General features: G+C 73.3%; 10 protein-coding genes. 3 read left to right on the top strand and 7 right to left on the bottom strand.

Translation table 11 applies throughout. From position 1 onward, the window contains the following. Positions 1-158: 158 nt before the first annotated feature. The 5 genes from ACGF07_RS34750 to mmuM form a co-directional block, all read right to left on the bottom strand. Positions 159-1,751, bottom strand: coding sequence for a glycerol-3-phosphate dehydrogenase/oxidase (locus tag ACGF07_RS34750; protein WP_350750327.1), 1,593 nt, complete (start codon positions 1,749-1,751; stop codon positions 159-161). Between the two features lie 171 nt (positions 1,752-1,922). Then, positions 1,923-3,443, bottom strand: coding sequence for a glycerol kinase GlpK (gene glpK / locus ACGF07_RS34745; RefSeq protein WP_350749459.1), 1,521 nt, complete (start codon positions 3,441-3,443; stop codon positions 1,923-1,925). 99 nt (positions 3,444-3,542) lie between these two features. Next, positions 3,543-4,280, bottom strand: coding sequence for an MIP/aquaporin family protein (locus ACGF07_RS34740; protein ID WP_392905533.1), 738 nt, complete (start codon positions 4,278-4,280; stop codon positions 3,543-3,545). Positions 4,281-4,562: 282 nt separating this feature from the next. Continuing rightward, positions 4,563-5,327, bottom strand: a complete 765-nt coding sequence (locus ACGF07_RS34735; RefSeq protein ID WP_350749465.1) for an IclR family transcriptional regulator — start codon at positions 5,325-5,327, stop codon at positions 4,563-4,565. 286 nt (positions 5,328-5,613) lie between these two features. Next, positions 5,614-6,558: a homocysteine S-methyltransferase gene (gene mmuM, locus ACGF07_RS34730; RefSeq protein WP_392905530.1), complete on the bottom strand. Its 945-nt coding sequence runs from the start codon at positions 6,556-6,558 to the stop codon at positions 5,614-5,616. Between the two features lie 187 nt (positions 6,559-6,745). Here mmuM and ACGF07_RS34725 point away from each other — a divergent pair, with 187 nt between their 5' ends. The 3 genes from ACGF07_RS34725 to ACGF07_RS34715 all read left to right on the top strand — a co-directional run bounded on the left by ACGF07_RS34725 (position 6,746) and on the right by ACGF07_RS34715 (position 10,600). Further along, positions 6,746-7,723 carry an NUDIX domain-containing protein gene (locus tag ACGF07_RS34725; RefSeq protein WP_392905528.1) on the top strand — a complete coding sequence of 326 codons (978 nt, stop codon included), beginning with the start codon at positions 6,746-6,748 and terminating at the stop codon, positions 7,721-7,723. A gap of 22 nt (positions 7,724-7,745) precedes the next feature. Continuing rightward, positions 7,746-8,303, top strand: a complete 558-nt coding sequence (locus tag ACGF07_RS34720) for an NUDIX domain-containing protein (RefSeq protein ID WP_392905525.1) — start codon at positions 7,746-7,748, stop codon at positions 8,301-8,303. 233 nt (positions 8,304-8,536) lie between these two features. Beyond that, complete coding sequence (locus ACGF07_RS34715; RefSeq protein ID WP_392905523.1) at positions 8,537-10,600, top strand: acetoacetate--CoA ligase; 2,064 nt, start codon at positions 8,537-8,539, stop codon at positions 10,598-10,600. Between the two features lie 121 nt (positions 10,601-10,721). On the opposite strand, the gene ptsP is transcribed toward ACGF07_RS34715, so the two are convergent. Both ptsP and ACGF07_RS34705 read right to left on the bottom strand, forming a co-directional pair. After that, complete coding sequence (ptsP, locus tag ACGF07_RS34710; RefSeq protein ID WP_392905521.1) at positions 10,722-12,392, bottom strand: phosphoenolpyruvate--protein phosphotransferase; 1,671 nt, start codon at positions 12,390-12,392, stop codon at positions 10,722-10,724. A 104-nt stretch (positions 12,393-12,496) separates the two neighbouring features. Further along, positions 12,497-12,946, bottom strand: coding sequence for a PTS glucose transporter subunit IIA (locus tag ACGF07_RS34705; RefSeq protein WP_350750203.1), 450 nt, complete (start codon positions 12,944-12,946; stop codon positions 12,497-12,499). Positions 12,947-13,455 lie beyond the last annotated feature (509 nt).

Genomic DNA, 13,455 nt, shown 5'->3' with positions numbered 1-13,455 from the left:
GCCGCCGACCCGCGCGCCGACCTCACGGTGTTGCCCCCCCGGGCCAAGCACCGCGGCCCGGGGCTCGTGGGGGGGGGCCGGCGGGGGGGCCCCCGGGGGGGGGGGCCCCGGGGGCCCCCCGGCCCCCCCCCCCGCCGCAGAGGAACCGCGCTCAGGGCCTACTTGGCGCGCTTGGCGAGGAAGGCCTCGACCTCGGCCCGGATCTCCGGGGTGTCCAGACCGCGCACGGTCATCGTGGTGCGGCGCCGCAGCACGTCGTCCGCCGTGTACGCCCACTCGTTGTCGGCCGCGTACGCGACCTGCGCCCAGACGTCCGGGCCGTCCTCGTGGATCGGCCGGCCGAGCTCCGGGTTCTCGTCGATCAGGCGGGCGATCTCGAAGGAGAGCGTGCCGTAGTGGCTGGCCAGGTGCTTGGCCACCAGCGGCTCCATCCGCGAGCCCGGCTCGCGGTCGATCAGCAGGCGGTGCGCCACCGCGTTCGGCGCGCCGACGCCCGGCAGCGGCACGGTCGGGGCGATCGGGGACATGTCCTCGCCGAGGCTGGTGCCGGGCACGTGGGCCAGCTTCTCCAGGACGGTGCGGCCGATGTGCCGGTAGGTGGTCCACTTGCCGCCGGAGACCGACAGCATGCCGCCGCGGCCCTCGGTGACGACGGTCTCGCGCTTGGCGGCGGCGGTGTCGCCCGGGCCGCCCGGCAGCACGCGCAGGCCGGCGAAGGAGTAGGTGATCAGGTCGCGGTCGAGGTGCTCGTCGCGGATCGCGTGCGCGGCCTCGCCCATGATCTGGTCGATGTCGGCGTCGGTGGCCCGGACGTCCTTCGGGTCGCCGGTGTACTCCTCGTCGGTGGTGCCGAGCAGGACGTGGTCCTCCCACGGGATGGCGAAGGAGACGCGGTACTTGTCGATCGGGATGGTCAGCGCGGCGCGCCACGGGGCGCGGCGCTTGACGACGACGTGGGCGCCCTTGGAGAGGCGGATCGACGGCGCGGCGCCGGCGTCCTCCATCTTGCGCAGGTGGTCCACCCACGGGCCGGTGGCGTTGAGCACCAGGCGGGCGTTGACGCCGAACTCGGTGCCGTCCAGGCGGTCGCGCACCTCGGCGCCGGTGACCCGGCCGCCGGTGAAGCGCAGGCCGGTGACCTCGGCGTGGTTGAGCACCACGGCGCCGGCGTCGACGGCGGCGCGGACGGTCATCACCGCGACGCGCGAGTCGTTCATCTGGTGGTCGCCGTAGACGGCCACCGAACGCAGGCCCTCGGTGCGCAGCGCGGGCACCTGCTGGGCGGCGTGGGCGGCGGTGGAGACCCGGCCCATGCCGTCGCGGAAGGCGGACAGCGCCGAGTACAGGAAGACGCCGGCGCCGAGCTTGGCGGCGCCGTGCGGGCCGCCCTTGTAGACCGGCACGAAGAAGGTCAGCGGGTTGACCAGGTGGGGCGCGACGTCGGTGGAGAGCGCGCGGCGCTCCTTGTGGTTCTCCGCGACGAGCTTCACCGCGCCGGTCTGCAGGTAGCGCAGGCCGCCGTGGACGAGCTTGGACGAGGCGCTGGAGGTGGCGCCGGCGAAGTCGCCGGAGTCGACCATGGCGACCTTCAGACCGGCCTGGGACGCGGTCCAGGCGACGGCCGTGCCGAGGATGCCGCCCCCGATCACCAGCAGGTCGTAGGTGGCCTTGCCGAGCAGCTCGCGGGTCTCGGCGCGGGAAGCGGTGTGGCCGGCGGTGCGCTCGGCGCCCAGGGTCGGGATGGTTGCCATGGTGATTGTGTACGGCGCTGGTCGGGCGGCGCCGTTACTCCTCTCGTGTGCGGTGCGGCCCCTGCGGGAGAGGCCGGTCGGCCCGGTGCGGCGGGCCGGTGAAACACGGTGACGCCCGTTGCCGGAACAGCGGGCGGCCGGCCGGGGCGCGGTGCCCCGACCGGCTCTCGGTCAGTTGTTCTCTTCCTCCTCCACCCAGCCCATGGTGCGCTCCACGGCCTTGAGCCACTTCTTGTACTCACGCTCCCGGGTGGCCTCGTCCATGCGCGGGGTCCACTCGGCGGCGCGGTGCCAGTTGGCCCGCAGGGTGTCGAGGTCGTTCCAGAAGCCGACGGCGAGACCCGCCGCGTAGGCGGCGCCGAGGGCGGTGGTCTCGGCCACGTACGGGCGCTCGACCGGGGCGTCCAGGACGTCGGCGATGTTCTGCATGAGTAGGTTGTTGCTGGTCATGCCGCCGTCGACCTTGAGGGCGGTGAGCTCGACCCCGGAGTCCTTCTGCATGGCGTCGACGACCTCGCGGGTCTGCCAGGCGGTGGCCTCCAGGACGGCCCGGGCCAGGTGGCCCTTGGTGACGTACCGGGTCAGACCGGCGATCACACCGCGGGCGTCGGAGCGCCAGTACGGGGCGAACAGGCCGGAGAAGGCCGGGACGAAGTAGGCGCCGCCGTTGTCCTCGACGGTGTTGGCGAGGGTCTCGATCTCGGCGGCGGTGGAGATGATGCCGAGCTGGTCGCGCAGCCACTGGACGAGCGAGCCGGTGACGGCGATCGAGCCCTCCAGCGCGTACACCGGGGCCTGGTCGCCGATCCGGTAGCCGACGGTGGTCAGCAGGCCGTGGTACGAGTTGACGATCTTCTCGCCGGTGTTCAGCAGCAGGAAGGTGCCGGTGCCGTAGGTGGACTTGGCCTCGCCCTCGTCGAAGCAGGTCTGGCCGAACAGCGCGGCCTGCTGGTCGCCGAGCGCGGAGGCGACCGGCACGCCGGCCAGGTCGCCGACGGCCTCGCCGTACACCTCGGCGGAGGAGCGGATCTCCGGCAGGACGGCCAGCGGCACGCCCATCGACTCGGCGATGCTCTCGTCCCAGGCCAGGGTCTTGAGGTTCATCAGCATGGTGCGGCTGGCGTTGGTCACGTCGGTGACGTGCTTGCCGCCGTCGACACCGCCGGTGAGGTTCCAGATCACCCAGGTGTCCATGGTGCCGAACAGGATGTCGCCGGCCTCGGCGCGCTCGCGCAGGCCCTCGACGTTGTCCAGCAGCCAGCGGATCTTCGGACCGGCGAAGTAGCTGGCCAGCGGGAGGCCGGTCTCGCGGCGGAAGCGGTCCTGGCCGACGTTGCGGCCCAGCTCGCGGCAGAGCGCCTCGGTGCGGGTGTCCTGCCACACCAGCGCGTTGTGCACCGGCTCGCCGGTGTTCTTGTCCCACAGGACGGTGGTCTCGCGCTGGTTGGTGATGCCGATGGCGCGGATGTCGTCCTTGGTCAGGCCGGCCTTCTCCAGCGCGCCGCGGACGACCGACTGCACCCGGGTCCAGATCTCCGCGGCGTCGTGCTCGACGTAGCCGGGCTGGGGGAAGATCTGCCGGTGCTCCTGCTGGTCGACGGCGACGATCCGCCCGTCGGCGCCGAAGATGATGCAGCGGCTGGAGGTGGTGCCCTGGTCGATCGCGGCGATGTAGTTGCCAGTGGAGGTCATGTGGAGGGTCCTCGGCTCAGGTTCGGGGGGATTGCGGGGTGGGTGGGCCTGACGTGCTTCTCGGTCAGTCCCCGTGCTCGGTGCGGTCCAACCCGGTCTTTAGAAGAGGGCGTTGTACACGCCGCCGGCGGCCAGACCGCCCAGGACGGGGCCGACGACCGGGATCCAGGCGTAGGACCAGTCCGAGCCGCCCTTGTGGGGGATCGGCAGGAAGGTGTGCGCGATGCGCGGGCCGAGGTCGCGGGCCGGGTTGATGGCGTAGCCGGTCGGGCCACCGAGGGAGAGGCCGATGCCGACGACGGTGAAGGCGACCATCAGGGTGCTGGTGCCGGACTTCGTGAGCCCGTCGTTGGTGCCGATGGTCAGGATCAGGAGGCAGAGCACGAAGGTGCCGATGACCTCGGTGATCAGGTTCTGGATCGGGTTCCGGATCTCGGGCCCGGTCGAGAAGATGCCGAGGGTGGGCTCCTCGTTGGCCTGGAACTGGCCGAGGTAGGTGAGCCAGACCAGCACGGCGCCGATGATCGCGCCGAGCAGCTGGGAGCCGAGGTAGAGCGGCACCTGGCTCCAGTCGCCGCTCTTGACGGCGAGCGCGAGGGTGACGGCCGGGTTCAGGTGGGCGCCGGACTTCGAAGCCGACATGTAGGCGGCGACCAGGACCGCGAAGCCCCAGCCGAAGGTGATCGCCAGCCAGCCGGCGTTGACGGCCTTCGACTTCTTGAGGGTCACGGCGGCGCAGACGCCACCGCCGAGGAGTATCAGAGCGGCGGTGCCGAGGGTTTCGCCGACGAAGACGTCGCCGTTGGAGAACGCGGACACAAAGACTCCCTTGTCCATATGGCCCGGAGGAGCGGGTGGGGGTGGGCCGGTGGATCGCCGTGCGGGTGAGCGCGCTGTGGGAGTGATCTTCCCGGCCGTCGTTCGACAATGTCGACCGTCATGCGGAAGCTTCCTCCCCAGGTCGCCTCCACGTCAAGGCGGGGTTACGCAGCTGTGACCCTTCCCTCGGCACGCCCCCCGAAGTTACCCAGCGGAGTGTCCGGAATCCGGACAAAACGCCAAGGCGCGGACAGGCTTCCGCCCCGTCCGCGCCTCAGCGTGACGAATGGACCGCTGCGCTCAGAACCGCCCGGCGCCCAGGTCGCGCGAGATCGCGCGCGCCGCGCTGCGCACCGAGGCGACCAGCGAGGGCTTCACGAAGCCGTCCTCGCAGACCCGTTCCACCGGGCCGCTGACGCACACCGCGCCCACCGGATTGCGCCGCCGGTCCTGGATCAGCGCGCCGATCGAGGCCACGCCCTCCCAGGTCTCCTCGATCGAGTCCGCCCACCCGCGCTCGCGGATCAGCGCGCACTCGGCGTCCAGGTCGGCCGCCTCGGTCAGCGTCCGCAGGGTGTACGGCTCGTACGGGCCGTCGCCCAACTCCCCGCGCGCGACGGGGTCGTAGGCCACCAGCACCTTGCCCAGCGCGGTGCTGTGCAGCGGCTGCATCGATCCGACCTCCAGCACCTGCCGGGTGTCGTCGGGCCGGAACACGTGGTGCACGACCAGCACGCCCTGCTGGTGCAGCACCCCCAGGTACACCGTCTCCCCGGCCGCCCGGGCCAGGTCGTCGGCCCAGACCAGCGCCCGCGCCCGCAGCTCGTGCACGTCCAGGTAGCTCTGGCCGAGCCGCAGCAGCTCGGCGCCCAGCTGGTACTTGCCGCTCTCCGGGTCCTGCTCCACGAACCCCTCCTGCTGCAGCGTGCGCAGGATGCCGTGCGCCGTCCCCTTGGCGAGGTCCAGCGCGGTCGCGACCTCGGACAGTCCCAGGCGGCGCTCACCGCCGGCCAGCAGGCGCATGATCGCGGCGGCCCGGGAGAGCGACTGGATCGGGCCGGGCATGGGTACCTCCGCGCTGACAGGCGGTCGACATTGTCGACCGCATTGGTGACGGGACGAGTCTGCCAGGCCGCCGTCCGTCCGTGCACCTTCCCCCTCGGTAACCCGCCCTCGATCCGGTGTTAACCTCCCGTCCGCCGTGCCCGGAACCCGGGCCCCGTCCGGTCGTCCGGGTTGTCCGCCCGTCTGCCCGTCTGCCCGTCTGCCCGTCCGTCCGTGCCGGGCCTGTCAGGACCGGCGAGACCGCCAAGCCGAGACCGCCACGACCGCCGGCACCGCCGGGCAGGACCTAGCCGTCCACTCCGCTCAGCAGCCCCCGCCGCACCGCCACCTCGGCCGCCAGCGCGGCGATCCCGTCCGGCCCGACCCGGCAGCAGCCGCCGACCAGCTGCGCCCCGTCCGCCAGCCAGCCGCCCACCCGCGCCGAGCGGAACGTCGGCTCCCCGCGCCAGGTCCGGCGGCCGGCGTCCCACTCCTCCCCGCTGTTCGGGTAGACCACCACCGGCTTGCCGGTCACCTCGGCGGCCAGCGCCACCGCCCGGTCCGCGTCCTGCGGCGTGCAGCAGTTGACGCCCACCGCCAGCACCTCGTCGACCTCCGCCGCCAGCGCGAACGCCTCGGCCAGCGGCTGCCCCGCCCGGGTCCGGTCACCCGCCACGCTGTACGACAGCCAGGCCGGCACCCCCAGACCGTGCACCAGCTCCAGCAGCGCCCGCGCCTCGTCCGCGTCCGGCACCGTCTCCAGCGCCAGCACGTCCGGCCTGGCCGCGGCCAGCACCTCCAGCCGGGGCCGGTGGAAGGCCACCAGGTCCGCCCTGCTCAGCCCGTACCGCCCCCGGTACTCCGACCCGTCCGCCAGCACCGCCCCGTACGGGCCGACCGAGGCCGCCACCCAGCGCCGCCGCCCGCCCGGCTCGGCCCGCGCCGCCTCCCGGGCCAGCTCCACACTGCTCGCCAGCAGCCGGGCCGCCTCCGAGTGCCCGACCCCGCGCCGGGCGAAGCCCTCGAAGCTCGCCTGGTAGCTCGCCGTGATGGCCACCTCCGCCCCGGCCGCGAAGTACGTCCGGTGCGCCGCCACCACCGCCGCCGGGTCGTCCGCGAGCAGCCGCGCCGACCACAGCTCGTCCGACAGGTCGTGCCCGGCCGCCGCCAGCTGGTTCGACATCCCGCCGTCCAGGACCAGCGGGCCAGCCGCCAGCGCCGCGGCGAAGTCCGGCGGGGGAGCAATGGGCATCGGGGCCTCCTCGGCAGCGGTCGTTCCCGGTCACAGCCTAGAAGCCGGAGGTGCCCGGCGGCCCGGAAACCGGAGGCGCTCGTGGATCCGGAAAACCGTTTGCCGTCGGGCAGGGCGGTCGTTACGTTGTGCTCAGCCCGAGAACGACGGCACCGGATGCCCTCGACCGTGCGGAGAGGAGCCCGCGATGGCAGCCGACGGACCGCACCCCCGGCCCGGCACCGGGCCGGCGGCCGAGCAGGAGTGGCTCGCCGCCTACGATCCGCGCGCCTACACCCCCGTCGCCGTCACCGTCGACGTGGTCGCCCTGACGCTGCGCCGCGGCAGCCTGCACGTCCTGCTGGTCGAACGCGGCGCCCCGCCCTACCAGGGCTGCTGGGCGCTGCCCGGCGGCTTCCTGCGCGCGGGCGAGGAGGGCCTCGACGAAGCCGCGGCCCGCGAACTCGCCGAGGAGACCGGCCTGCTGGGCGCCTCGGAGGTCGAGGCCAAGCTCTGCCGCCTGCACCTGGAACAACTCGGCACCTACGGCGCGCCCGAGCGGGATCCGCGCATGCACGTGGTCTCCGTCGCCTACCTCGCCTTCGCCCCCGACCTGCCCGATCCCCAGGCCGGGACGGACGCCGCGGCGGCCGCCTGGCACCCGGTCGCCGACCTCGACCTCGACCTGGGCCCGGGCTCCCGCGTACCCGCCCGAACCACCGGTGGGCCCGTCGACACCCACGGGGGTGGTGTCGACGGGCCCACCGGCCCCCACCCGATCGCCCTCGCGTTCGACCACGCCCGCATCCTCGCCGACGGCCTCGACCGGGTGCGCGCCAAACTCGAGTACAGCCCGCTCGCCACCGCCTTCCTCCCGTACGACTTCACCATCCCCGAGCTGCGCGCCGTCTACGAGGCCGTCTGGGGCGAGAAGCTCCACCCCGGCAACTTCCACCGCAAGGTGCTCTCCGTCCCCGGCTTCGTCGAGAGCACCGGTACCACCACCGAACGCGGCGGCGCCCGCGGCGGCCCCCGGGCCCGCACCTACCACGCCGGCGACGCCCGGCTGCTCCACCCCGCCCTGCTCCGCCCCGCCCGCGAGGAGGCGCCCGGCGACGACACCCCGGTCGCCGCCCCCGCGGCGGCGAGCACCGCCGGCCACTCCCACCCCGGGGAACACCGATGAGGAACGGGGCTACGATCCGGCCATGACCACAGACGAAGCGACGCGGACCGTCCACCGGCCGTTCTCCCACTGCCATTTCTGCGGCACCGCCTACCCTCCGGAGACGGAGGCCTGGCCCCGCACCTGCCCGGGCTGCGCCGAGATCAGCTACCGCAACCCGCTGCCCGTCGCGGTCACCGTCCTTCCCGTCACCCGCCCCGACGCCGACCCGGCCCTGGTCGTCATCCGCCGCACCATCGAACCCGGCTACGGCCAACTCGCCTTCCCCGGCGGGTACATGGACTACGGCGAGAGCTGGCAGCAGGCCTGCGTCCGGGAACTCCAGGAGGAGACCGGCATCGCGGCCGACCCGGCCGACGTCACCCTGATCCACATGGCCTCCGACCCCAACGGCCGCTTCGTCATGCTCTGCGGACTGCTCCCGGCCCGCCCGCTCAGCGAACTCCCGCCCTCGCGCCCCACCGACGAGACGGACGGCTGGCTGCTCGCCACCGCCGACACCCCGCTCGTCTGGGACTTCCACAACGGCATCCTCCGCCGCTGGTTCGACGGCGAGTTCAACGGCCGGGCCAACCGCTAGTCCGCCCGGGCCAGGCACCCGCCAGGCACCGACCAGGCACCCGCCAGGCACCGACCAGGCCCCCGGCCGGCCGCCGGTCAGGTGCTCGGCCAGGCGCCCGGCCGGACGCCCGCCCGAGCACCGGCCGACCCTGGCGCAGCGGGCGCTCACATGGCATGGTCTGCACCGACAGCCCACCGGACGGGTTGGCCACGAGCTCTCCCGTCCCCACCACCGGCCGGGAGACCACCACCGTGAGCACCCCACCGCAGGACCAGCCGCTCTGGCGCCCGAACCCCGCCCGCGCCGCCGCCACCAACCTGGTGGCCTTCCAGGCCTGGGCCGCCGAACACCACGGTGCCCCCGCCGCCCCGCTCGCCCCGGCCGACGACGACCAGCAGGCCGCCCAGCGCTACGCCGACCTCCATGCCTGGTCCACCGCCGACCTCGACCGCTTCTGGACCGCCGTCACCCAGTGGTTCGACGTCCGCTTCAGCCAGGCCCCCGAGGCGGTCCTCGCCGACCCCCGGATGCCCGACGCCGTTCTCGTCGACGAGACCCGCACCGGCTCGCAGTGGTTCCCCGGCGCCCGCCTCAACTACGCCGAGCACGTCCTGCGCCACGCCGAGGACCCGGCCAACGCCGACCAGCCCGCGATCCTCCACCTCGACGAGACCGACGAGCACCCCGTCGCGACCACCTGGGCCGACCTGCGCCGCCAGGTCCTCGCGCTCGCCGCCGCGCTGCGCGCCCGGGGCATCGGCCCGCACTCCCGCGTCGCCGCCTACCTGCCCAACATCCCGCAGGCCGTCGTCGCCCTCCTCGCCACCAACGCCGTCGGCGCCGTCTGGACCTCCTGCGCCCCCGACTTCGGCGCCCGCAGCGTGCTCGACCGCTTCCAGCAGCTCGAGCCGGACGTCCTCATCGCCGTCGACGGGTACCACTACGGCGGCAAGGCCCACGACCGCACCGACGTCGTCGCCGAGCTGCGCCGCGAACTGCCCTCGCTGCGCACCGTCGTCCACGTCCCGCTGCTCGGCGGCCCGGCCCCCGAAGGCGCACTCGACTGGGCTGACCTCGTCGCCGGCCCGGTCCAGCAGCCCGCCGGCGAACCGGAGTTCGCGCAGCTCCCGTTCGACCACCCGCTCTGGGTGCTCTACTCCTCCGGCACCACCGGCCTGCCCAAGCCCATCGTCCAGAGCCAGGGTGGCATCCTCGTCGAGCACCTGAAGCAGGTCGGCCTCCACCTCGGACTCGGCCCGCAGGACCGCTTCTTCTGGTACACCTCGACCGGCTGGATGATGTGGAACTTCCTCGTGGCCGGCCTGCTGGCCGGGTCCACGATCGTCACCTACGACGGCAGCCCCGGCCACCCGGACGCCGGCGCCCTGTGGTCCGTCGCCGCCCGCACCGGCGCCACCGTCCTCGGCACCTCCGCCGCCTACATCGTCGCCAGCCGCAAGGCCGACCTCCACCCCGGCCGCGACCTGGACCTCTCCGCCGTCCGCTGCATCGGCACCACCGGCTCCCCGCTCCCGCCCGACGGCTTCCGCTGGATCTACGACGAGGTCAGCGAGGACGTCTGGCTCGCCTCCGTCAGCGGCGGCACCGACGTCTGCTCCTGCTTCGTCGGCGGTGTCCCCACCCTCCCCGTCTTCCTCGGCGAGATCCAGGCCCCCTGCCTCGGCGCCGCCGTCGAGGCCTGGGACGTCGACGGCCACCCGCTCACCGACGCCGTCGGCGAGCTCGTCGTCACCAAGCCCCTGCCGTCCATGCCCACCGGCTTCTGGAACGACCCGGAGGGCACCCGGTTCCACGACAGCTACTTCGACATGTACCCCGGCGTCTGGCGCCACGGCGACTGGATCACCATCACCTCCCGGGGCACCGTCGTCATCCACGGCCGCTCCGACTCCACCCTCAACCGCCAGGGCGTCCGGATGGGCTCCTCGGACATCTACGAGGTGGTCGAGCGCCTGCCCGAGATCGCCGAATCCCTGGTCATCGGCCTGGAGGAGCCCGACGGCGGCTACTGGATGCCGCTGTTCGTCGTGCTCGCCCCCGGCGCGGAGCTGGATGACGCCCTGATCGGCCGGATCCGCACCTCGCTGCGCACCGAACTCTCCCCGCGCCACGTCCCCGACGAGGTCATCGCCGTCCGCGGCCTCCCGCACACCCTCACCGGCAAGCGCATCGAGGTCCCGGTCAAGCGCATCCTCTCCGGCACCCCGCTGGAGAAGGCCGTCAACCCCGGGTCCGTCGACAACGTCGACCACCTGCGCTTCTTCGAGCAGCTCCGGATCGACCGCCGGGCCTGACGGTGCCTGACCGCGCCGGGCGCCGCCTGACGCCGGCGCCCGGCCGCCGCGGACCCGGGTCCCGGAGAACGCCGAAGGGGAGCCCCACCGCTGTGGTGGGGCTCCCCTTCGGCATCCGGGGTCACTCGCCGGAGAGCACCTGCTGCGCCGCGGCCCGTGCGTCCTCGGCGCTGTCCGCCGCCCGCGCCGCCTCGGCGGCCCGGCGGCACTGCGCCAGCGTGTACTTGGCCAGCGTCGTCCGCACGTACGGGATCGAGGCCGACCCCATGGAGAGGCTGGTGACGCCCAGACCGGTCAGCACGACGGCGAGCAGCGGATCGGAGGCCGCCTCACCGCAGACGCCGCAGCTCTTGCCCACGGCCTGCGCCGCCTCGGCGGCCGAGGCGATCAGGTCCAGCAGCGCCGGCTGCCACGGGTCCTGCAGCCGGGCCAGCGCACCGACCTGCCGGTCGGCGGCGAACGCGTACTGGGCGAGGTCGTTGGTTCCCAGCGACAGGAACTCGACCTCCTGGAGGATCGCCCGGGCGCGCAGCGCGGCCGACGGGATCTCCACCATCGCACCGAACTTGGCATTCAGTCCGGCCTCCCGGCAGGCGGCCGCGAAGTCCTTGGCGTCCTTGCGGTCGGCCACCATCGGGGCCATCACCTCGAGGTGCACCGGCAGGCCCTCGGCCGCCCTGGCGAGCGCCCGCAGCTGGGTCCGCAGCACCTCCGGGTGCTCCAGGAGCGTCCGCAGACCGCGCACGCCCAGCGCCGGGTTCGGCTCGTCGGCCGGGGTCAGGAAGTCCAGCGGCTTGTCCGCGCCCGCGTCGAGCACCCTGACCACGACCCGGCCCTCGGGGAAGGCCTCCAGCACCTTGCGGTACGCCTCGACCTGCTTCTCCTCGCCGGGAGCCTTGGCCGAGTCGTCCAGGAACAGGAACTCGGTACGGAACAGGCCGACGCCCTCGGCACCGTTCTCCAGCGCCGCCGGCACGTCCGCCGGGCCACCGACGTTGGCCAGCAGCGGCACCCGGTGACCGTCCGAGGTCTGCCCCGGACCGGACGAGGCGGCGAGGGCGGCCTTGCGCTCCGCGGCGATCGCCCGCAGCTCGTCCTGCTTCTCCTGCGACGGGTCGAGCAGCACGTCGCCCGAGCTCCCGTCCACCGCGACGACGGTGCCCTCGGCGACGTCCGTCGCCCCCGGCAGCGCGACCACGGCAGGCACGCCCATCGCCCGGGCGAGGATGGCGCTGTGGCTGGTCGGCCCGCCCTCCTCGGTCACGAAGCCGAGCACCAGGGCCGGGTCCAGCAGCGCGGTGTCGGCCGGCGCCAGGTCCCGCGCGAACAGCACGTACGGCTCGTCGCTGTCCGGAACACCCGGCATCGGCACGCCCAGCAGCCGGGCCACGATGCGGTTGCGGACGTCGTCCAGGTCGGCGACCCGCCCGGCCAGGTACTCCCCGGCGGAGGCGAGCAGCGCGCGGTAGGCGGCGAAGGCGTCGTACACGCCGCGCTCGGCACTGCTGCCGACGGCGATCCGACGGGACACGTCGGCCATCAGCTCCGGGTCCTGCGCCATCAGCGCCTGGGCCTCCAGCACGGCCTGCGCCTCACCGCCGGCCAGGTTGCCGCGGGCGATCAGGTCCGCGGCGACCGCCTCGACGGCAGCCTGGGCGCGCGCCTGCTCGCGCGGGGCGTCCTCGGCCGGGATCTGGGTGGCCGCGGGCTCCAGGACCGCCGTGCCCATGTGCCGCACCTGGCCGATCGCGACCCCGTGGCTGACACCCACGCCGCGCAGTGTCTTCTCCATATGCCTGTCTCCGCTGAGTGGAGCGGCCCCGGCGGGAACCGCTGAGTGACGGGTCGCCCCGTCAACTCCTGCGGGGCGGGTGTTCCGTGTCGGTGATGAAGGGGTCAGCTCCAGTTGAAGAGCTTCTCGCCCGCCTGGGCCTGGCCGTCCTCGCGCAGCTCGCCCAGGGAGTCGGGGGAGGCCTCGAGAGCCACGATCGGCGAGATCGGCGACTTGCCCGCGGCCTCGACGGCGGCCGGGTCCCACCGGATGACGGCCTGACCGCGCACCACCGTGTCGCCCTTGTTGACGAGCAGTTCGAAGCCCTCGCCGTTCAGCTGCACGGTGTCGATGCCCAGGTGGGTCAGCACGCCGTGCCCGTCGGCGTCCACGACCACGAAGGCGTGCGGGTGCATGGAGACCACGACGCCGTCCACCGGAGCGACCGCCTCGGTGGGCTCGCGGACCGGGTCGATCGCCGTGCCCGGGCCGACCATCGCACCGGAGAACACCGGGTCCGGCACGCCGGCGAGCCCGACGACCTTGCCGGTCAGCGGCGACGTCACAGTGGTCATGGTTGTGCCTCCCAAGTGCGCAATACAGCGAGCGGCCGCGTGGTGCGGCACGCGATCAACTGAAGCCTAAATCATGTCAACTTCGGACATCTGTTGACATTCCTGGGCGAAGAGCCACGCCCGCGCCCGCCTGTCGACCGGCGTTCCATCGGCCCCCGACTGGTCTAGTCCTCTTGGTCCGATACGCCGCACTCTACAGGCATCTTGGCGAATCGGGACCATTGCTGTATATGCTCGCGAGAGCAACAAATCATGCCGCCGTCCGAGCGACGCCCGGGTGCGCCCCGATTCGCGCTGCGGCCGCCGACCCGCTAAGGTTGGTCGGGTCGCCGCGACACGGCGGTTAACAGCAGATTTCAGATGCAAAAAGCGCCGGTAAACGGAGCGGAAAACATCTGATAAGCTGGAAACGCAAAAGAACGAAGCGCCCGGAGGGCCCGCTGGAAGGCGGCCTGAAGGAAGTGTCCGTTCCTTGAGAACTCAACAGCGTGCCAAAAGTCAACGCCAGA

The sequence above is a fragment of the Kitasatospora sp. NPDC048194 genome, from assembly GCF_043202455.1.
Classification (GTDB): Bacteria; Actinomycetota; Actinomycetes; order Streptomycetales; family Streptomycetaceae; genus Kitasatospora.
Note: the sequence above shows the minus strand (reverse complement) of the source record. Positions and strands in the feature narration are given on the sequence as shown.

What these genes read in the sequence shown, in the direction of transcription:
- glpK (WP_350749459.1), bottom strand. Translation starts at nt 3,443, where the DNA reads ATGACCTCCACTGGCAACTACATCGCCGCGATCGACCAGGGCACCACC.
- ACGF07_RS34740 (WP_392905533.1), bottom strand. Translation starts at nt 4,280, where the DNA reads ATGGACAAGGGAGTCTTTGTGTCCGCGTTCTCCAACGGCGACGTCTTC.
- ACGF07_RS34750 (WP_350750327.1), bottom strand. Translation starts at nt 1,751, where the DNA reads ATGGCAACCATCCCGACCCTGGGCGCCGAGCGCACCGCCGGCCACACC.
- mmuM (WP_392905530.1), bottom strand. Translation starts at nt 6,558, where the DNA reads ATGCCCATTGCTCCCCCGCCGGACTTCGCCGCGGCGCTGGCGGCTGGC.
- ACGF07_RS34720 (WP_392905525.1), top strand. Translation starts at nt 7,746, where the DNA reads ATGACCACAGACGAAGCGACGCGGACCGTCCACCGGCCGTTCTCCCAC.
- ACGF07_RS34735 (WP_350749465.1), bottom strand. Translation starts at nt 5,327, where the DNA reads ATGCCCGGCCCGATCCAGTCGCTCTCCCGGGCCGCCGCGATCATGCGC.
- ptsP (WP_392905521.1), bottom strand. Translation starts at nt 12,392, where the DNA reads ATGGAGAAGACACTGCGCGGCGTGGGTGTCAGCCACGGGGTCGCGATC.
- ACGF07_RS34705 (WP_350750203.1), bottom strand. Translation starts at nt 12,946, where the DNA reads ATGACCACTGTGACGTCGCCGCTGACCGGCAAGGTCGTCGGGCTCGCC.
- ACGF07_RS34725 (WP_392905528.1), top strand. Translation starts at nt 6,746, where the DNA reads ATGGCAGCCGACGGACCGCACCCCCGGCCCGGCACCGGGCCGGCGGCC.